Here is a 21508-nt window from a genome sequence, read left to right as displayed (position 1 = left end):
ATAACTTTTTAAGTTCATAGATTTTGTATTTGATATTTGTAAATATATTGTATATGGGAGTTAAGGGGAAATATATATTATAAACAGCATTGTTTTAAATAGAACATCTAACAAAAATGCTGCCTAGATGACCTGTATGTAGGTAAGATGGGAGTGTACAAAAGCTATGTCTAATTATAAGAAGTTAAATCAAGTAATTGAAAAAAAAGAGGAATTAATATCGCTTGTTAAGCAGTATGGATTCACTCATGAAAAGGTGCTTTGTTATAGTAGAGAATTAGATTTATTACTAGATGATTTGATGAAATCTAATAGAAATAATAAATAAATAAAATTTATATAAAAAAGAAATAAAATATATATATTTAAGATATATTTTAAATGAAAAGCGCTCTCCTATTTATAGGTGAGCGCTTTCTTATCTCCATTTCATCTATTTTGGTGAGGTTTTTTTATTACCAAGAATCTTATGCGTGATAAATCTCACAACATAAATGCACATATAATTTTACAATATAGTATGTAAGTTGATGGGAGGCTTTCTTTTTGATAAATCGTGATTATAACAAAAACCCATTTATTGTAATATGGGAGTTAACAAGAGCATGTGAATTAAAATGTCTACATTGTCGTGCTGAAGCTCAGCATTATCGCGATCCTTTTGAGTTAACATTAGAAGAAGGAAAAAAACTAATTGATGATATATATGAAATGGATAATCCGATGCTGATTTTTACTGGTGGGGATCCATTAATGCGTTCGGATATATATGATATTGCTGAATACGCGGTGAAGAAAGGTATTCGGGTTTCCATGACACCCAGTGCTACTCCAAAGGTTACTAAAGAAGCGATTAAAAAAGCAAAAGATGTTGGGATTGCTAGATGGGCATTTAGTATAGATGGACCAACAGCTGAAGTACACGATCATTTTAGAGGAACAGAGGGGTCATTTAAATTAACAATGGATGCAATTCATCATTTAAATGAATTAAAAATCCCTATTCAAATTAATACAGTTGTTTCTAATTATAATTTGAGTGTACTTAAAGATATGGCAAATTTAGTAGAAGCATTAGGTTGTGTGTTGTGGAGTGTATTTTTCTTAGTCCCAACAGGACGTGGTAAAGAGAAAGATATGATTTCACCAATTCAACATGAAAGAGTGTTCCGCTGGCTATATCAGCTTAGTAAAACTGTTTCTTTTGATATAAAAACCACAGCTGCTCAGCACTATAGACGCATTGTTCTTCAAGAAAAAATGAAGGGAATTAAAAAGATAGATCAAATTATTCAATATAGAGACGTACTGATGGAAGGGATGACGGACGGAGTTAATGAATTTGGACGCGCTCCAAAAGGAGTAAATGATGGAAATGGAGTTGTATTTATTTCTCATATTGGAGATGTATACCCAAGTGGGCTATTGCCAATTAAAACCGGGAATATTAAATCAACACCGATAGCTGAAATTTATCGAAACTCTCCTGTTTTTCAAAGTCTTCGTAATCCAGACAATTATAAAGGAAAATGCGGTGTTTGTGAGTTTCGATATGTTTGTGGGGGATCTCGTTCTAGGGCATTTGCGATGACGGGGGATTACATGGAAAGCGAACCTTTTTGTATATATGTTCCAAAAGCATTGCGGAAAAAGTGTAAGAATTGAGCATGTCTCTTTTTTTAACCTGTTTTATAAATTTTTTTATTGTATATTTCCAGTATTTATGAGCAGATACTTTCCGCTCATAAATACTGGGTTAGTGATGACTAATAATTGAAAAAAAGCAAGGGAATTATACTTATTTTAGGCGTATAATACGTTGATTTGAGCTTCCGCGAAATGGAAGAGTCAAATCTCTTTTTTGGATTTCAAATCTTCCATCAACTAAAACATCTCCATAATGTAACAGCTCAATCATATCTTTGTTTTGTGAGTTTTGTATCTCTTCTAGTGTATAGCCAGTGTAAATCCAAAGATTTTTGTTTAAACTTTTTACAGCCTTTGCAACTTCTTTGACCTCGATAGCTTGAAAAAATGGGTCACCACCTGAAAATGTTACATCAGTTAGAGGATTTGTGGAAATTTCTTTTATAATTTCTTTCACACTCATCTCGGTACCATTATAAAGATTCCATGATTTGGGGTTATGGCAACCTAAACAATGATGCGGACAACCAGCAAAAAACACAACTGTCCGTAATCCTTCACCATCTACTACACTATCATGAATAATATTCATTACCTTCATTTATGTTTCACACGATCTGCTTCTTCACTACGCTTTGCATTGTTCCATTTTGACATGTCCCCTACAAGATATCCAGTAATACGGCGAATTCTTTCAATATGATGATCTTCTATATTTCCACAGCTAGGGCACTCATTTTCAATCACTCCATTATAGTCACAACATTTACAACGATCCACTGGGTGATTAATTGAACCATATCCTACTTTATACTGTGCCATTGCTTGAACAATTTGTTTTAAAGCCATTTGATTATGCGCTGCCGCCCCATCTAGTTCAATATACGTAATATGACCACCGTTACAAAGAGCATGAAACGGTCCTTCTAAACGTATTTTATTAATTGCTTGAATAGGATAATAAACTGGAATATGAAATGAATTTGTATAGTAATCATGATCGGTTACACCTGTAATAGTTCCAAACTCAGCACGATCCTTTTTGATAAACTTCCCTGATAGTCCCTCGGCAGGAGTTGCAATTAAAGTGAAATTCAAGCAATGTTCTTCTGTTGCTTGGTCCATCTTATTTCTCATAAAGGTAACAATTTCTTTTCCAAGTTGCCATGAATCTTTATCTTCCCCATGGTGTTTTCCTGTTAAGGCAACCAAGCATTCCGCAAGTCCAATAAAACCAAGGCTCAATGTTCCTTGCTTTAAAATCTCAGTAACTGAGTCTTCCGGTTGTAGTTTTTCTCCATTGCGCCAAATCCCTTGTGAATATAGGAATTGAAAGTCTCTTGCCTTTTTTGTGCATTGATATGAATATCTTTCTAGCAATTGACGAATGCCAAGTTTGATATAATGATTTAACGATTCGAAAAATCCCTCTTTTGAATCATTTATTAAAGCCAATTTTACTAGATTAATAGAGGTAAATGATAGATTTCCCCTGCCAATTGCTGTCTCCTCACCATGAATATTAGACATCACACGAGTACGACAACCCATATAACATACTTCACTTTCTGGGTGCCCATTATAATACGCTGCATTAAATGGCGCATCTAAAAATGAAAAGTTAGGGAACAATCGCTTTGCTGTTGTTTCTAATGCAAGTTCAAATAAATCATAATTTGGATCTTTTTCTTCAAAATTCACACCTTTTTTTAACTTGAAAATTTGAATGGGGAAAATAGGAGTTTCACTTTTTCCTAATCCCGCTTGTGTTGCCTGTAGTAATTGTTTAATTAATAGCCTTCCTTCCTTTGATGTATCTGTTCCGTAATTAATTGAAATAAACGGAACTTGTCCACCACCACGGCTATGCATACTATTGGAATTATGAATAAATGCTTCACATGCTTGATATGTATCGTTTTCTGTTTCTTTCCATGCAAACACTTCGATTTGTTCCTTTGTTAGCGGATAGTCTTTTAACTTTTTCTTATTTTTTTCAAATGTTTTCCTCACATATGGTGCTAAATCTATATCAAACATGGCAAGAGATTGCCCACCATGCTGCATATTTTGATTAGCTTGAAGAATAATAGACGAGAGTGCTAATGCACTTTTAATATCTTGTGGTTGTCTCATATGGCCATGTCCAGTGTGGAACCCTTTTTTCAGCAATTGTGCTAAAGGAATTTGTGAACAAGTGGTTGTTCCTGTTGCATAAAAATCTAAATCGTGTGGGTATAAAATATTTTGATTAATAGCTTGTTTTACTTGTTTAGAAAGCAAATGTTCCCTTACATAAAGTTTTGCGCTCTCTGATGCAAATGTTCCCATCATTCCCATTGGAGATCGACCATCAACATTTGCATTTTCTTGCATTAAGTCTTGATCGTTACTGTTTATAATTTTATCAAAAGTTGTCCATAAAGTATTTTTTTGCTGTTTTACATTGTCTGAGTTGTTCATAAAATTCACTCCTGCTCAATATATAGTATCTAACATCGATAAATAATACTATATACAGTTCGTTTCTGCAATGGTACTAATAAATGGAGTATGTAATCTTTTCTGTTTAGAAGAGACTAAATCTAGAAGTTTATCGTATTACCTTGCTCATAAAAAATGAAAAGATATAGAATGATTCAATTATTTATAGATAAAAATTCTTTTGTTTTAGGTTCAAAGAGTGAGGTTATCAATAGAGAGTAAAAACACAATGAAGAATGTTTTATTCTATAAAATAAAAGGTATAAAAATAGAATGCAGTGATTTCACTCACAGTATTTTTTAAAAACATAGTTTATCTTATAAGGGAAGAGTGAGTATGAGAAATTCATTATATTTTACTATTTGGGATGGGTATTCCCTAAATTGGTGGAGTATGATTACCAGTGGGGGGATTCTCTCACTGGTAAAGTTTTTTATCTATAAATTTAATGATATATATGCTACTTATTATCATTCTTACGTAACATTTTGATAAAAAATTAAATGTGAGGTGTGGAAGAATGAAGTTAATTATTCCAAAGCAGCATGGAGCCTGGGGAATGCTGCTTATTCCATTTGTTTTAGGTATTTTAACTGGTAAATGGACATGGTATCATATACCTCTTTTGTTAGCGTGGTTTTTTGTGTATGTAGCTACATATCCCTTATTAATGTATGTAAAACAGCCGCGAAAGAAGTATTATTTATATTATTTTTTTCTTTACTTTGGTGAGGCTTGTATATGTACAGCTATTGCTCTTAGTTATGAATGGCGTATAGTTTACTTTTCTATTATTATGCTCCCGTTTTTTTGTATAAACATTTATTTTTCTAGCAAAAAAAATGAACCAGCCTTATTAAATGATGTATGTGCAATTCTTTTGTTTTGTATAGGGGGCATTATAAGTTATTACTTCACAATGAAAACAGTCGATAAAAATATATTGATAATAGCGACTATAACATTTTTATATTTTATAGGAAGTACGTTTTATGTAAAAACAATGATACGTGAAAAAAAGAATCCAACGTATCGCATTCTGTCATGGTGGTACCATTTATTACTTGTGATTGTTACGCTTATTTTATCACCAACGATTACCATTATTTTTATCCCAAGTTTGATACGGTCTATAGTACTGTATGGAAGGAATATTTCAATCTTAAAGGTGGGGATTTTAGAGAGTATAAATGCTATTTACGTTTTTATTACAACAATAATAGTATTTAAATATTTTATCTCGTAAAGACTAATAATGATTTATATTGTTTATATTATATTTATATATAAATTTATTTATATATAATATTGTATTAATGTTTTCTTCAATACTGTATGTAGAAAGGAGTGTATAAATAATGACTTTTTACCAAAAATTAATGCCGTATTATGATGAAATTTTTCCGGAAAATGAAAAACAAGTGAATTTTATTGCTTCTTATTTACAAGAGGGGGACTCCGTAATTGATGTAGGTGCGGCAACAGGGAATGTGGCTAATGCATTAGTTGAAAAAGGAATGATTGTAACTGCGATGGAACCAGAGAAGAAAATGGCTGATAAAATTTCTGAGAAGGCTAAAACCCATAGGGGAAGACTTTTTGTAAATACACTTAGAATGCAGCAAATAGACGATGTACCTGGGATATTTGATGGTATTTATTGTATTGGAAATACGTTGGTTCATTTAGACAATGTACAGGAAATTACTGATTTTATTCAAAGCTCTTTTAAAAAACTTAAGAAAAATGGAAAGTTCATAGTTCAAATTGTAAACTATGAAAAAGTATTAAATCAAAAAAATTTCATATTTCCAGTAATTAAGAAAGAACATTTCTCATTCAAACGAGATTATGCAATAGAGAGAATAAAGGTGCTATTTACTGTAACATTAAATACATGTGGTGAAGAATTCTCAAATAGTATAGAGTTATATCCAATTACAAAAAAACAATTACTTCCCATATTAATAGATTGTGGATTTGAGTCAGTAGAAACTTACGCTAATTTTGATAAAAAAATATATTCACTTGATGGTCCGGCATTAGTAATTGTAGCAACAAAATAAATTTTAAAAACACCTGAGTAGAAAGCTGTTACTCAGGTGTTTTTTTATTAATTTTTTTAAAATGTGATTCTAGTCCTCTTTTAATTATAAAAAAGTTTATATAATTCAGTGGTAAATCGAATCTGATTGAGGAGGAATTGAGTTATATGTGCAAAGAAATTCAGTTAACTAAAGATATATATTGGGTAGGAAAAGTTGATAATAGAGAAGTTCCATTTCATCGTTTAATCTTAGCAAAAGGAACAACTTATAACGCGTACTTGCTAAAAACGGAAAAACCAACAGTGATTGATACAGTTGATATAGAGTTTGGAAGAGAATTTGTAGAATCATTAAGTAAATTAATTGATCCACAAGAAATTCAGTATATCGTAGTGAATCATACAGAGCCCGACCATTCAGGGGGATTGGCAGCATTAGCATCAAGAGCTACTAATGCAACGATTGTATGTACAGAAATTGCAGTACCAGAAATACAAGAGATGTATAAGCTGCATAATCGAAAGTTTTTAATAGTAAAAGACGGTGATACATTAGATATTGGTGGAAAAACATTAAAATTTAAAGAAACGCCATATCTTCATACGGAAGAAACAATGATTACCTACTGTGTAGAGGATAAAATTTTATTTCCTTGTGATATTTTTAGTACTCATATAGCAAATGACGAGATTTTCAGTGATAAAGCGAATGTAGATATTACAGAAGACTTTATCGGCTATTATAATGCCATTATCCATCCACATAGAAGATATGTAAGAACATTAATAGAAGCTCTAAAAGGTTTGGATATACAAATGATTGCACCATCTCATGGCTACATTTTACGTCATGATATACAGAAGTATATTAAATTATATGCGGATATGAGTAGAGATACGAATCAAGATAAGAAAGTAACAATTGTATATACAACAATTAAAAATAATACAAAAAAAGTAGCAAATATTATTAAAGAAACTTTAGAAGCAGATAATATTCATGTATCAGTATTTAACGTTGATAAATCAAAAAAATTAGAGGTTTTAAAGAGTATTCAAGAAGCAGATGCAGTCTTTATAGGATCTTCAACTAGATATGCAGATATGATTGGTAATTTAGAAGACATTTTAAAAGAAATGACAGAAATGAACCTAGAAGGGAAAATTGCAGCTTCATTCGGTTCATATGGTTGGAGTGGAGAGGCAATTGAAGTGATACAAGATTACCTCAATGAAACAAATATGAATGTACAAAGCACATCAAAAGTTATCCAATCTACAGGTATGACTCATGTTGAATTTCCTATTCGGATTAGATTCTCTCCAAAAGATGAGGGGAAAGTAAAGAAAATCCAACATGCAACAACATTTGTTACAGATTTATTATTGAGTTCTATTTAATAGAAAAATGGAGGTGAAAACATGGAAAAGAATTTTGTTATTATTGGGAGTGGTGTAGCTGCTGTAAATGCCGCTAAAACTATTAGAGAGTATGATAAAGGATCAAATATATTTATTTTTGGTGAAGAGCCATTACTACCTTATAAAAGAATTAAATTATCAAAGGATCTGTATTCAGATTTACACAGTGAAAAAGTGTTAATTAAAAAGAAAAAGTGGTATCAAGATAATCACATATCAGTTTTTATAAATACAAAGGTGGTAAAAATTAATACAGATGAGCAATTTATTGTTACATCCAATGAAGCGGTATTTTCTTATCATAAACTATTAATTTGTACAGGAGCGAATAATAGAAGATTAGAGATAAATGGAATTAATAAAAAAAATATTTTTACTATTAGGGACATGAAAGAAGCAGATGAGCTTAAAGGTCATTTAGAGGACAAAGAAAGTGTTGTGACCATTGGTGGGGGTGTACAAGGGTTAGAAACAGCATGGTCTATTCTGAAAGCTGGTAAAAAGGTATCCATTGTAGAAGTAGCTCCTTTATTAATGAGAAGACAATTAGATACAAAATCTTCGCTTCTCTTGAAACGAAAAATTGAAAAGGAAGGAGTAAAGGTGTATTTAAATACTTCTATTGATTCTATTCTCGGGAAAGAATCTGTAACTGGCATAAAGATGAACGACAATTCTCAAATTAATTGTGATAGTATTGTTTACTCAATTGGCGTTACTCCGAACACTAAACTTGTACATGATACGGCTATTAAATTAAATAGAGGAATTGTTGTGGATGAGGAGATGAGAACAAATATAGACTCCGTATACGCTGCGGGAGATGTTGCAGAAGTAAATAATGAAATTGAAGGCTTATGGGGGACTGCCTTGGAACAAGGAAGAGTAGCAGGTAGTAATATGGTCTCTAAAACTGCTATTTATAAAAAAGAAATTCCAACTACTATTTTTAACGCATTCAATGTATCTTTATTTTCAATTGGAGTTGTTAATGAAGAGCAATGTGATACAACAATTGTTGAAGAAGACGGTAAGGAGAAGTATACAAGGTTATTTATTAAGGATAATAAAATAGTCGGTGTGATTTCATTAGAAGGAGTTGCGGCATCTATTCCTTACAAATCTGCGATTGAAAAGCATGTATCGTTAGAAGGAATAGATTTATTAAATACAAACATAAGTGAAATAATGAGCAAGTTAAAAGAAAAAATATAAAGCTGTACAAAAAGGAGAGGAAATCATGAAAAAATACATTTGTTTACCATGTGGATATATTTATAACCCAGAGGTAGGGGATCCAGATGAGGATATAGAACCAGGAACAAGTTTCGAAGATTTACCAGAGGACTGGGTTTGTCCTGTGTGCGGAGAAGATAAAAATCATTTTGCACCAATAGATGAATAAGAAGGTAAAAACAATGAGAATACTGCACAGTATTCTCATTGTTTTTTATATTTTTGAATGTGATTCTGGTCACAGAAATATTCTTTGAAAAATCCTATAATAGTTATGTAGCAGATACTTATACCGATTCAGCCATTCTCGGTACACTCTATAAGGCCCTGACGCCACCCTTTCTCCTCAGGGCCTTATTTTTTCTATGCCATATTCAAAATATGTTTATGTAGATAGTGTATATCACTGTCTACATAAACATATAGTTGTGATTTGGGTCACTGCAATTTTTGATAAAAATGTCTATAATAATCTTGGATATCAGTATATTTTTTATTCTATATTTAAAGTAAGGTGAGAAAATATGGACGATAATCATAAAAAATCAAGAGAGCTTTGCCCAAGAAAAGTACTAATTTTTAAGACCCTTTCCGAAGAGGAAATTAGTAATATAGCTTCAATGACAAAACATAGGAAGTTTAAAAAGGGTCAGCCATTAATTCTTGAGGGAGATAAATCAGATACATTATTTATTATTAATAGTGGACAAGTAAAGCTATGTACATTAACTCTTCAAGGGAAAGAGCAAATATTGCATATACTAACAAGTGGTGAATCCTTTTGTGAATTAAATATATTTAATTATGATGAAAAAAGTAATTTTAGTGCGTATGCTATAGAAGATACTCATATCTGTATGCTAAAAAAAGAAAATATGGATTATATAATGGAACGAAATCCAAGTATTGCATTAAAGTTGTTAAAAGTTGTCACAAAACGTTTAGCTAAGATAGAGAATTTAGTGCAAAATTTAGCGACAAACAATCCTGAAGTTAGAATTGCTCATATACTATTGGAGTTTTGTGATAAATATGGCAAAAGTACAGAGGATGGAATACTTATTAACTTGCCATTGACACGAGAGGAATTGGCAAATTATGCGGGGGTAACAAGAGAGACTATTAGTCGTAAATTGAATAAGTTTGAAAGTTTAGGGCTCATGGCCTCTGTTGGAAATAAGAAAATAATAATAAAAAATCAGTTAGCTATTAGAAGACTTATCAGTTTCTGACAAAAGACCCCTTTCTCAGAATATAAAAGAGGAGTTATTACAAATTAGTAAGTATTTTAATTATATGAATTCTTAAAATCATTATATATGAGTAAAACACGAAAAAGGGAATATGTGTTACCAATCGGTTTAATTGATAAGGTATGAATTTTTTGAGCCGCAAAATATCACATGCCTTATAATCAAACTTAAAAAATAAATTTCAAATTATTTTATCTTATATTTTTGATTTATGCGAGGGACACACCTTAGGTACCACTCCAATGGTATAGATGTGTCCTTTAATTTTATATATAATTAAATAACGTTAGTGATTCTCGTGTAAACTAGGGATTATTATATAATAATTATATAATGAGAAATTAGTAATTTAAAGTTTATCTCAAATCTTATAGCTCTGTGTTTTTTTAAGGAATGATAGTTAGGGCTTGTCTGCCTAATTGAACCCATGCTTCTTCAAAATCCTTCTTATCAATTCTTTTATTTTTTTCCGTATCTAATGGATCATTAATGTATACATATTGATCGGTGTATCCAGTTAGTAAAACACTATGTTGACGGTATGTAACCTGTCTCTCACCCATATTTGTTTTCCAAGTACGAAATTCATAATCAGGTAGTTTGCGAAAGCTCGCGTTTGTTAAAATCCAAACAGGGTGTTCTTTATCAATTGCTTTATATAAATCCTCAGGATTACTTCCGGTTAAGTCTATAATACAATTCTCTGATATGTATAATTTGGCTAACTCTAAAATCGGCTTAATATGCACACCTAAACCAGGCATATCTATGTCATACATATCTCCAACAAATCCTTCGTCCATATTTCCCATCAATCCATTGTTTTGAAAAGGTACATATTTAATATTTTCAGCTAACTCTAATTTATCAACGGATAGACCGTTAAAATTTAAAAGCATTGCTAAACTTGTAACTTCGCATCCACGTTCTAATTCTGGATTTTGTAAAATCAAAGGGACTTCTAAAGGATTATTCTCTTTAGAAGATAGTTTTTTTTCATCAATTTTAACAAGTTTATCCATCTCATATGTTGTATTTTTAACGCTATTATTTTCACCTTTATGGACTAGAGTTATTATACATAATACCGTGCATAAAATAATTAATAGATAAATACTTTTGTGTCGTTGCATTTTAATATGTCTCCTTAATTAAATTAATACTTTAATTTAATACGTAACGGGGTTGCAAATGTGTCAATATTACAGTGTTCTCTTTAACACGTTTTCAAAGGTTTAAAACTCTTCTTAAACAATTATTAAGAAGAGCTTTTTAGATAAAAGTTATAAAGAATTAGTTTTAATTAACTAAGAAATTATGCAAAAAGAGTATTTGTCTGTACATTTGTTATATGCTCGGCTAATACAGTAGCTTGTGCGTGGAGGGGGGCTGGAAATCCTAATGTAATACCATTGTGTTCAGTGCATTCACCAATTGCATAAATTAATTTATCATTTGTTTGCATATACTTATTAACAACTATGCCACGTTTAACATATAAGCCAGCTTTTTTTGCTAAATGTGTATTAGGTCGCCTACCAATAGGTATTACAATTAAATCGTATTTTTTAATAGTGCCATCTTCGAATTGGATCCCCTCTGCATAGTCTGTACCTAGGATTTTAACCGTGTTTTTTTCCATGAGAAATTGAATCCCTTTTGCTTTTAGCTTGTTACATAGTAATGAACAAGCCAAGATATCTTGTTTTGCCATTAAGTGTGAACTGAAATGAACTACGTGGACGTCTATTCCAAAATCAAATAAATTTTGTGCAATTTTTAGACCGAGCATGCCATTACCAATAATAATAGCTTTTTTTGCATGCTTCTTAATATTTAATAGAAATTGAATTTCTTCAGTTGTTCTAAGTTTATTTACTCCCAATAATTGCAGTCCTTTAACGGGAAAAATAAAAGCAGTAGATCCTGTTGCAATGATGAGTTTATCGTAGAAAACAATACGGCGTTTATCTGTAACAATGACCTCGTCCTCACGATCAATTTCTATTACCTTTTCGTTTGTAAAAAGCTTAATATTATGTTGTTTGTACCAATTATATTGCTTTTGTATTCTATTTTTAATATCTAATTGTAATGAAATAGTGTTTATTTGATTGTAGAGAGGATAGAGTTCATCACTGAAAATAGAAATGCTATACATATTAGGATTTTGTATTAAAATCTCTTCAATACAGCGTAAACTAGATATACTATTACCGATTATTACTAAGCGTTTTCGTTTTCTCATATCAATTTCTCCTTTCGATTGTGAAGTGTTGAGCAAAGATGTTCGTTCATATTATAACAATTTTAAAAAGCAGATTGCTTGATATATAGTTTATTTTAAAATATGTCACAAATTATCTTTATTCGGGTAATGAGATACAAAGATGATCCCATTAAACTCATAGGTTAGAGGAAATTTTAAAAATGTTACTAAGATATTTCAGATGGAAAATGTTGAATATGTTTGCTGCTAGTAGTATTTCTTCAATTTTTAAAGAATAACGCATACAAACACACTGTAACCTTATAATTAAAGTTTTTTTATGTATAAATGCGAATAATTTCCTGATAGATCACTATACAAGTAAGTAAAAATTAAGATGGAGTGCTTTTCCTAAACATGATAAATTAAAACTTTTTATACCAGATTAATTATTCTTTTATTCTATATTCACTAGGTATATTCGTGTATTATGCACCTTCTAGGATTTAGTGAATATAGCAGATTGCACATCATTTGAATCATTTTGTAAAGTGAGTATGTTTATTTTGTGAAATATTGAACAAAATCTTGAAAGTAAATATTGAAACATGTAGCTTATTCTTAGGATTATTTATAATAACCATGAACTAAAGGAGTGTGTAATTTTATGTTAGAACAAGGGATAGCTGATGCTATAAAACTTGCACAAAAGAAGAAACAAATATTAGATATAAACCCAATACAATATTTTGTTCGTGCATTACTAGCCGGCATCTATATTGGATTTATTATAGTATTATGTTTTAAATTAGGGGATTTTTTTCACGTTGTAAATTCACCTGCAACTTATTTAAGTGCTTCTTTATTTTTTGGAATTGCACTTATATTAATAATATATGGTGGAGCGGAATTATTTACTGGGAATACAATGTATTTTACAATTTCGACCTTACGAAAAAAAACAACGGTCTTAGATACTTGTCGTAACTGGGGTGCTTGTTTTTTAGGTAATCTGGTAGGTGCAATATTTTTTGCGTTATTATTTTATGGTACTGGTATTTTTGATCAAATTGAATATGAACATTTGATAAGTAATGTTGTTGAAGTAAAAATGAATACACCGACAATACAGCTATTTTTCAAAGCTATTTTATGTAATTGGCTTGTTTGTCTAGCATGCTTCCTTCCTTCTCAAGTAAAAGGGGATACAGCAAAAATAATTGTTATGATGTTATTGGTTTTTACATTCTTTTTATCTGGATATGAACATAGCATTGCAAATTTATCGCTATTTGCAATCTCCCTGGTATCGCCACATCCCAATACTATTTCTTTTAGTGGGGCTATTTATAATTTAATTCCAGTTACAATTGGAAATATTATTGGTGGATCTGTATTTGTTGGCATGGTATATCATTATATAACCCAAAACAACCCTACAGCTGAACAGAAGGGCGATTTAGTTGAATCTCAATGTGAGGAAAACATCCCATTACAAACACAAATAAAAATTTAAGCTACTAATATAATCATTTTCGTATAAAAATAACATAATTATTTTGAATGTTATTTTTATATCAGTTGGCCTAATTAGCCGGAAATACCGTTTTAATAATTCTTTTAAATATATTTTTTTCTTTTATAAAATATATTATTTGTTTTTGTTAGACATATAAGGGAAGGGAAATATACAAAAAACATTCACAACTTATGTGACCTAAATTTGTTAATATAAAATGCAAGATCACATGTCGAATTTATTACAGAAAACTCTAAAAAATCAGTGGGAGGTTTACTAGAAAATGAATTTTGAAAAAGTTTGTTTGGTATAGAAGTGCTTTTAGGGGGGGATTGCTAAAATAGGTGAAATAACCTTCGATATACAAAATAAAAATTTGCAGTAATTAGATTTGAATGAAGATAATATAAGCATGAATGTCATTATGAAAAGTGATAATCCGTTAGTGAATCTTAATAAAAATGTAAGCGTTAACAATTTTATTTAACTAGATGTATAAACTAGATTTTTCACAGAATATCAAAGAATCTTTGAAATGTAGATAAAGAAAAATTATCTTATCTAGTGAAGCTATACATAATATTTTTTTGAGTTAAATAAGAAATAATGTTGGAGCAATATTTGCTGGAAATACATATGAAAAGGAATTTAAGTTTAACTATGTGGTATTGAACATTAATGTATTTCGAGTTCATTATTTGTTTATTCAAAATCAATTAAATCTCTTTTTATTAGAATAACAACAATGCACAAAAACATAACATAAATAGTGAGGGATCTATAAATGAATAAAAATATTAATCGTGTAGTTTTAATTGGTACAGGGGCCGTAGGGTGTAGTTATGCATATTGTATGATTAATCAGGGGTTGGCAGAAGAATTCGTTCTTGTAGATGTAAATGAAGCAAGAGCAGAAGGAGAAGCAATGGATTTAAGTCATGCAATTCCTTTTTCACCATCACCAACAAAAGTATGGAAGGGTAGCTGTGAGGACTGTAAAGATGCACAAATTGTTGTAATAACAGCCGGATTGCCACAGAGACCAGGTGAAACACGTTTAGACTTAGTTGAAAAAAATACTAAGATTTTTAAAGAAATTATACGTAATGTCATGTCAAGCGGATTCGATGGTATTTTCTTAATTGCAACAAATCCAGTGGACATTTTAACATATGTAACTTGGAAAGAATCTGGATTGCCGAAAGAACGCGTAATTGGTTCAGGTACAACACTTGATTCTGCACGTTTCCGTTACATGTTAGGAGAATATTTTGAAATCGATTCTCATAATGTTCATGCTTATATAATTGGTGAACATGGTGATACGGAGCTTCCGGTTTGGAGTCATGTGTCAGTTGGCGTTCAAAAGCTACAAACCATTTTAGAAAATAAAAGTCAGTATAATCAAAGTGACTTAGACGAAATTTTTGTTCGTTCACGTGATGCGGCCTATCATATAATTGAACGTAAGGGAGCAACCTGTTATGGAATTGGAATGTCTTTATTACGTATCACAAAGGCAATTCTACATCATGAAAATAGTGTATTAACAGTATCTGCATACCTTGAAAATGAATATGGTCATAATGATGTATATATAGGAGTTCCTGCTGTTATAAATCGTCAAGGTATTCGGGAAATTATAGAAATTGAGTTAAATGAGGAAGAAAAGTTTAACTTTAATCATTCTGTACATACATTAAAAGAAACCATGTCACCAATACTATAAGGTGAATTTATCTTATTATATTATGTCGGATATATAAATGCTTGGCAAAAGTTTAAATGTATCTAATCTAATGTAATCTGAAATTAAATACTATAGAAAAATGTTTGTTTAAACTGAAATACAGTACTTTCGCCTTGTAAAGAATCATTTTATAAACATTATTAAGAAGTTAATGGCCTTCATGATATTAGTTCATAACATATCAAGATTGAACATTTTTAGAATCAATATAACTATTTATAGCTAAATATGTTATGTCTTTCACAAAGGATTGATACCTTTTTTGTATACTTTCTATTAAGGCACTAAATGCAGACAAATTTGATTAAATAAAAAGCACTTTTTTAAAAATTTAAGAGAGTGCCTTTTTATTTATTAATTAACATTAGCAATCTAATACATACATTAATAAGAAGAGAGCGGTCCCTGTGTGCATCTGGCTACCGTTTAATTACATCCTTAATGGGCATTTATAAAACAATAAGCATACAGTAGGAAATGTGAAAATTAGGGGGATAATGGAGCATACAAAGTTGGCAATAAACCGTAGGGAAAGGAGGGAACGAGATGAGAAATTTCTTTGAAGAAAAATATACAAATTTAGAATTTAAAAGGGAACTAATAAATATTATAAGTAAAATCAGTGAATATAAAGGAGAAATATCAGCATATCAAACTCAAAAACCAGAGATCTTTAATCTTTTGGAAAAGAGTATATCCCTACAATATATTAAAACTTTTCCTAATATATATGACAAGTTTACATTCTCAAATAAACAGTTGAAAAAATTTGTTTCTAATCATGTTAGCCCTCAAACATTGGAAGAGGACGCTTTATTTTGTTATTGCAAAACATTAGAACTTGTGCAAAAAGAAAATCACAAACTGCCTATTAAACCACAAACAATTCAAGAACTGCATTTCCAATTACTGAATTATTCAACGTCTGAAAGTGGTAATTGGAGAAAAAACGAACTTGTATTATCGTGTATTCCAATGTTAAATAATCAATCCAAATTAAGTACAGTTGTTTTATATGATATGGTTCCGCAATATTTGTATCAGCTATGCGAACAATATAATACATTAAGGGCTAAAGGGAATTTTCATCCGCTCCTACTGATTCCTCAATTTATATTAAATTTCCTATGTATTTATCCATTTAATAAAGGGAATGGCAAGTTAGCAAAAATATTAATTCAATGGTTATTAATTGAAAGTGGATATACATTTGTAAAATATACATGTATAGAGAAATATTTTAAAAAATATGAATTAGATTATTATGATGCTCTGTATAAATCTGCAGCTAATTGGCATCAAGGAGATCATAATGTAGTTTTCTGGATGAAAATTTTTTTAGATATTGTTTTAGATGCATATGAAGAATTAGGTAATTTAATAAAAAATTGTATAAGCACTCATACTAAAAGAAAAAGAATTGAGAAATACATAGACAGGCAAAATCATCCTTTTACTAAAGAAAATATTCGAAACATGCATCCAGACATAAGTGAAAGTACTATAAATAAAACATTACACGCTTTAAATTCACAGGGATATATTAAATTGGTTTCTAAAGGTAGGAATGCAACATGGATAAAGCGTAAATTAACTTAGGGTAAAAAACTAGAACACTGGCAAATAATAAACAAGGAGAACCCAAAAAGGGTTCTCCTTGTTTATTATTTGTTAGACTAATGTATCTTTTAGAAGGATAAAGAAGTAAAATAGACTATTTATTAATTGCAATCTAATCATAAAATTTTGTATCACATCTTTAAGAAAGACTGGTCTACTCGTTATGATTTTCTAAACCAAATTGTACCTTTTTACGCATAGTGTAATAAATAGGGAGGCCGAGTGCTGTTAGACCTATTCCACATAAAGCTAGTAGAGGTTGAGTGAATAAGGTATTAATAACAATGAACAATCCGCCAATAATAGCAACTAATGGTATAAAAGGATACAATGGAACTTTATAAGGTCGTACAAGATCAGGTTCTCTTTTTCGTAAGATAAATACAGCAAGGAATGTCATTGTGTAGAATATCCATATTACAAATACCAACATATCAGTAAGAGTATTGAATCCGCCGACGGCCATCATAATAATTGAAATAAATAGCATAAATAGACCAGAATTATAAGGGACCCGACTATTTTTAGATAGTGTAGCAAACCATTTACTAAATGGTAGTTTGTTCTCAATAGCCATGGCATAAGGAATTCGCATTCCTGTCATAATATAACCATTAATCGTTCCAAATACGGAAATTAAAATGCCAATGGTAACTAGTTTTCCTCCCATAGCTCCAAAAAGAATTGTAGCTACTTGAGAAGCGGGTGTATCAGTACCTGCGAGCGATGTTGCAGACATGACCATTAGAAACGCGACATTAATTAATAAATAAACAACCATTACTGTTGATAATCCTAATACGATTGCTTTAGGTAAGTCTTTTTTAGGGTTTTTCATTTCTCCAGCAATATTCCCTACATGAATCCATCCATCATAGGCGAACATTGTTGCGAGTAAACCAGATCCAAGGGCAGATATCATAGATTTGTTCGGCCCTGCCTCAATTGGAAAAAGCTGAAAAGTAACGTCACTTTTGTGTAGTAATCCAAAAATAATAATCAATGCTAATGGAACCAATTTGCATATAGTCGAAGCCATTTGGATTCCACCAGCTGCTTTAGCTCCTAAAAAGTTCATAAGAGTTACAAATGTTGCTGTGATAATTGCAATTGCGATAATTAGCATTTTGTGTTCATTAACATTTAGGCCAAATAAACTAACCGTTTGTGTCCCGAAAATAATAGCAAGAGCTGCAATATTTGCAGGGAAGTATATGACAGTTTGTGCCCAGCCAAGCAAGAAAGCAGTTAAGTTTCCATAAGTCCTCTTTAAATATGCCATCATTCCCCCCGTTTCAGGAATAGCGGCAGATAGTTCAGCAGCAGTTAGTCCTGCGCAAACGGTCAAGATACCACCAATTACCCATGCAAGTAATCCTAGGCTAGCTGTTCCTGTTACTCCATATAATGCAGTGGGCTTGAAAAATACTCCGGCGCCGATAACGGTACCAATAACTGTGGTTAATGCTGCAAAGAAACCAATATCCTTTTTTAGTTGTTGTTGTGACAAAATAATCACTCCCAATTAGAAAAATATATAAATTCTCTTATGAATTCTTTATCCTGTTTGTTAAATTATTTGATAGTATATCCTGTATCCATACAAATAGCCGCCCCTCATCCTTACCAGCTAGAGAATTTGAATACATTTCAGATACTAAATAAAAAAGAAATTAAACGTATAAGTAAAGAAAGTTTAATTTCGCCTCAAATCATGTGAAAATTTTCACATGATTTGAGGCGAGTAAAATTCAATGAATTATACATTAAAAGAAATTCTTTAATTTAACCCGAAACATGAAGTTAAAAACGAGATTTCTTTTATATGAATAATAAGAATAAATGAGGTATTTTAATATTTTGATATAGTAAAATGGTAAATCGAAATTCAAAAGAGAAGATATATTCTTGTGAAGAATATCACAAAGTATTGAGGGATTCAATCATATTTTCGATATAAAATATAGAAAATCAACTAAATAAAACATTTTGTGAAATGTTTCACAAAATTGTTGACCTCTTATTTTTACTAATGGTATCTTGTAGGTGCAATCCAATGTTATAAATTAAATTATATTTGAAAAATATTGTAAGGATGAATATTTAGAATCTTATATTTATCTGACAATAATTAATTTAATTTATAACTCACTCTAAAAAAGGATGTGTAGATATGAAAATTGGTGTAGTGAAAGAGATAAAAAAAGGGGAAGCTCGTGTAGGGATGACTCCAGAAAATGTTCAAAAATTAGTTTCAGCTGGAAATGAAGTTTTAGTACAAAAAGATGCTGGATTAGGTTCTGGTTATACAAATGATGAATATATAAGTGCAGGAGCAAGCATAGTAAATCAAGGCCAGGCATGGGATGTTGATATGGTAGTAAAGGTAAAAGAACCACTACCTGCAGAATACCATTACTTTAAAAAGGATCTAATCGTTTGGGGCTTTTTACATCTGGCTGCGTCGAAAGAGTGTGTAGAAGCAATGAGAAATGCTGGTACTACTGCGATTGCTGGTGAAACTATTAGTGAGGATGGAAATTTAGCATTATTAAAACCTATGAGTGCAATTGCTGGAAGACGTGCGGTATTTATGGGAGCTTATTATTTAGAAAAACAACATCAAGGAGAGGGGATTTTATTATCAGGTATTGAGGGAATCCCAGCCGGAAAAGTTGTAATCCTAGGTGGAGGGAATGCTGCAACTAATGCCTGTGATATGGCAATTGGAATTGGATGTAGTGTTACAATCCTAGAGGTTAATCAAGAAAGAATTGCATATTTAAGAAAGCAATACGCAACAGAAGAAGTAAATATAATTGAATCTAATACTGAAAATCTAGAGCGAACGATTAAAGAAGCAGATTTATTTATTTCAACAATTTTAATACCAGGATCTCGCCCTCCTAAAATTGTTAAAGAGTATATGGTTCAATCTATGAAGCCAGGAAGTGTCATTGTGGATATCGCAATAGATCAAGGTGGTACAGTAGAAACTATTGATCATTATACAACTCATGATAATCCTGTATTTATTAAACATGACGTAATTCATTATGCAGTACCAAATATGCCTGGTGCCACCCCACGTACTTCAACTATGGCGTTGGCAAATGGAAATATTGAGTATTTATTAGCAATTTCTAAAGATGGATTAGAAAATGCAATTCAAAATAAATCATCATTAGCATCTGGGGTAAATGTATATAAAGGTATTATTACCTACGAAAATTTAGGTATGACGCTAGGTTTGGACTTTAAAGAATTGAAAGAAGTGTTAGTATGATTACCAAAAAAGTATTGTTAGATATCACTGACATTAAAAAAGCCAAAGAAATTCTTGATGTAAATGCCCGAAAAACACCTTTGGTTAAATCTTTCTATTTAACTAGTAAAACGGGTGGAGAAATTTATTTAAAGCTGGAAAACATGCAGTTAACGGGTTCATTTAAATTTCGTGGTGCATTTAATAAAATTTCCCAACTAACAAATGAAGAGAAAGAACGTGGTGTAATCGCTTGTTCAGCTGGAAATCATGCACAAGGTGTGGCACTATCTTCCCATTTACTAGGAATCAAAAGTAAAATTGTGATGCCAACCTCTGCACCGCAAGCTAAAGTGGATGCGACGAGAGGATATGGTTCTGAAGTTATTTTATACGGTGATACGTTTGATGATGCAAAAGCGAAGTGTGAAGAGATTATAAAAGAAACAGGCGAAACATACCTACATCCATATGATGATGTAGAAGTAATGGCTGGCCAAGGGACAATTGGGTTAGATATTCTGGATGATATGTGGGATGTTGATACTGTTATTGTACCTATTGGTGGAGGAGGAATTATTTCAGGAATTGCTGTAGCGCTGAAATCATTTAATCCTTCCATTAATATTATTGGGGTTCAAGCAGATAATGTTCATGGAATGAAAGCTTCTTATGATGCGGGGAGAATTTTAGAACACTATGAAGCACCAACAATAGCGGATGGTTGTGCGGTAAAAATACCAGGAAATTTAACTTTTGAAATTGTAAAAGACCTAGTAGATGAAATTGTAACTGTATCGGAAGAAGAATTAGAAGTAGCGATGAAAGACTTATTGCAACGCGGAAAGGCTGTCGTAGAAGGAGCGGGAGCGTTAGCCACAGCCGCACTTCTGGCAGGCAAAGTTGATAAATATGTACAGGGTAAAAAAGTAGTAGCGGTTATTTCAGGTGGCAATGTGGATTTAAAACGTATTTCAACTGTATGTGAGCATTTCTTTGTTGCCAATGAGGTAAAATAACGATTGAATAATCTTATAAAATAAAATTATTTTACT

The 21508-nt window shown here is 31.2% G+C and carries 18 protein-coding genes; 13 read left to right on the top strand and 5 right to left on the bottom strand.

Annotation, left to right across the window (positions count from 1 at the left end):
• Positions 1–166: 166 nt before the first annotated feature.
• Together DOS87_RS18115 and DOS87_RS18110 are read left to right on the top strand one after the other, a co-directional pair.
• The gene (locus tag DOS87_RS18115; protein ID WP_002090341.1) at positions 167–328 is read left to right on the top strand and encodes a Spo0E family sporulation regulatory protein-aspartic acid phosphatase; all 162 of its coding nucleotides are present in this window, start codon (positions 167–169) and stop codon (positions 326–328) included.
• Between the two features lie 218 nt (positions 329–546).
• A complete protein-coding gene (locus DOS87_RS18110; protein ID WP_141541150.1) occupies positions 547–1665 on the top strand; it encodes a TIGR04053 family radical SAM/SPASM domain-containing protein in 1119 nt (372 codons plus the stop codon).
• A gap of 133 nt (positions 1666–1798) precedes the next feature.
• On the opposite strand, the gene nrdG is transcribed toward DOS87_RS18110, so the two are convergent.
• Positions 1799–2248 carry an anaerobic ribonucleoside-triphosphate reductase activating protein gene (gene nrdG / locus DOS87_RS18105; RefSeq protein ID WP_000867052.1) on the bottom strand — a complete coding sequence of 150 codons (450 nt, stop codon included), beginning with the start codon at positions 2246–2248 and terminating at the stop codon, positions 1799–1801.
• Positions 2245–4110, bottom strand: a complete 1866-nt coding sequence (locus DOS87_RS18100) for an anaerobic ribonucleoside triphosphate reductase (RefSeq protein WP_098236250.1) — start codon at positions 4108–4110, stop codon at positions 2245–2247. Before DOS87_RS18100 ends, nrdG begins: the two co-directional genes overlap by 4 nt.
• Before the next feature lie 542 nt (positions 4111–4652).
• On the opposite strand from DOS87_RS18100, the gene DOS87_RS18095 reads away from it, so the two are divergent.
• The 6 genes from DOS87_RS18095 (at position 4653) to DOS87_RS18070 (ending at position 10069) form a co-directional block, all read left to right on the top strand.
• Complete coding sequence (locus tag DOS87_RS18095) at positions 4653–5378, top strand: YwiC-like family protein (protein WP_208730096.1); 726 nt, start codon at positions 4653–4655, stop codon at positions 5376–5378.
• A gap of 112 nt (positions 5379–5490) precedes the next feature.
• Positions 5491–6198: a class I SAM-dependent methyltransferase gene (locus DOS87_RS18090; RefSeq protein WP_098236251.1), complete on the top strand. Its 708-nt coding sequence runs from the start codon at positions 5491–5493 to the stop codon at positions 6196–6198.
• 146 nt (positions 6199–6344) lie between these two features.
• Positions 6345–7580, top strand: a complete 1236-nt coding sequence (locus DOS87_RS18085) for an FprA family A-type flavoprotein (RefSeq protein ID WP_097925528.1) — start codon at positions 6345–6347, stop codon at positions 7578–7580.
• Between the two features lie 21 nt (positions 7581–7601).
• Positions 7602–8816: an NAD(P)/FAD-dependent oxidoreductase gene (locus DOS87_RS18080; protein ID WP_000414246.1), complete on the top strand. Its 1215-nt coding sequence runs from the start codon at positions 7602–7604 to the stop codon at positions 8814–8816.
• Positions 8817–8841: 25 nt separating this feature from the next.
• Positions 8842–9006: a rubredoxin gene (gene rd / locus DOS87_RS18075; protein ID WP_000759866.1), complete on the top strand. Its 165-nt coding sequence runs from the start codon at positions 8842–8844 to the stop codon at positions 9004–9006.
• A gap of 355 nt (positions 9007–9361) precedes the next feature.
• Positions 9362–10069 (top strand): Crp/Fnr family transcriptional regulator, encoded by a 708-nt coding sequence (locus tag DOS87_RS18070; protein WP_000342564.1) that lies wholly within the window; start codon positions 9362–9364, stop codon positions 10067–10069.
• 407 nt (positions 10070–10476) lie between these two features.
• Here DOS87_RS18070 and DOS87_RS18065 read toward each other — a convergent pair whose 3' ends face one another.
• Both DOS87_RS18065 and DOS87_RS18060 read right to left on the bottom strand, forming a co-directional pair.
• The gene (locus DOS87_RS18065; RefSeq protein WP_097947143.1) at positions 10477–11223 is read right to left on the bottom strand and encodes a C39 family peptidase; all 747 of its coding nucleotides are present in this window, start codon (positions 11221–11223) and stop codon (positions 10477–10479) included.
• A 182-nt stretch (positions 11224–11405) separates the two neighbouring features.
• Positions 11406–12338 carry an FAD-dependent oxidoreductase gene (locus DOS87_RS18060; protein ID WP_001231611.1) on the bottom strand — a complete coding sequence of 311 codons (933 nt, stop codon included), beginning with the start codon at positions 12336–12338 and terminating at the stop codon, positions 11406–11408.
• A 628-nt stretch (positions 12339–12966) separates the two neighbouring features.
• On the opposite strand from DOS87_RS18060, the gene DOS87_RS18055 reads away from it, so the two are divergent.
• From DOS87_RS18055 to DOS87_RS18045, 3 genes are all read left to right on the top strand, one after another.
• A complete protein-coding gene (locus DOS87_RS18055) occupies positions 12967–13815 on the top strand; it encodes a formate/nitrite transporter family protein (protein ID WP_000893013.1) in 849 nt (282 codons plus the stop codon).
• Between the two features lie 787 nt (positions 13816–14602).
• Positions 14603–15547, top strand: a complete 945-nt coding sequence (locus tag DOS87_RS18050; protein ID WP_001038829.1) for an L-lactate dehydrogenase — start codon at positions 14603–14605, stop codon at positions 15545–15547.
• 567 nt (positions 15548–16114) lie between these two features.
• Positions 16115–17167, top strand: a complete 1053-nt coding sequence (locus tag DOS87_RS18045; RefSeq protein WP_208730095.1) for a Fic family protein — start codon at positions 16115–16117, stop codon at positions 17165–17167.
• A gap of 175 nt (positions 17168–17342) precedes the next feature.
• Here the strand turns inward: DOS87_RS18045 and DOS87_RS18040 are convergent, their stop codons facing one another.
• Positions 17343–18698, bottom strand: coding sequence for an APC family permease (locus DOS87_RS18040; RefSeq protein WP_097925525.1), 1356 nt, complete (start codon positions 18696–18698; stop codon positions 17343–17345).
• A 663-nt stretch (positions 18699–19361) separates the two neighbouring features.
• Between DOS87_RS18040 and ald the strand changes: the two genes are divergently transcribed.
• On the top strand, positions 19362–20474 hold the full coding sequence (ald, locus tag DOS87_RS18035; RefSeq protein WP_071714106.1) for an alanine dehydrogenase: 1113 nt from the start codon (positions 19362–19364) through the stop codon (positions 20472–20474).
• Positions 20471–21472: a bifunctional threonine ammonia-lyase/L-serine ammonia-lyase TdcB gene (tdcB, locus tag DOS87_RS18030; protein WP_029442949.1), complete on the top strand. Its 1002-nt coding sequence runs from the start codon at positions 20471–20473 to the stop codon at positions 21470–21472. Before ald ends, tdcB begins: the two co-directional genes overlap by 4 nt.
• The last annotated feature ends 36 nt before the right edge of the window (positions 21473–21508 follow it).

Source organism: Bacillus sp. CR71 (genome assembly GCF_003429245.1).
GTDB classification, from domain to species: domain Bacteria; phylum Bacillota; class Bacilli; order Bacillales; family Bacillaceae_G; genus Bacillus_A; species Bacillus_A thuringiensis_S.
This window is presented reverse-complemented; position numbering and strand designations above follow the sequence as displayed.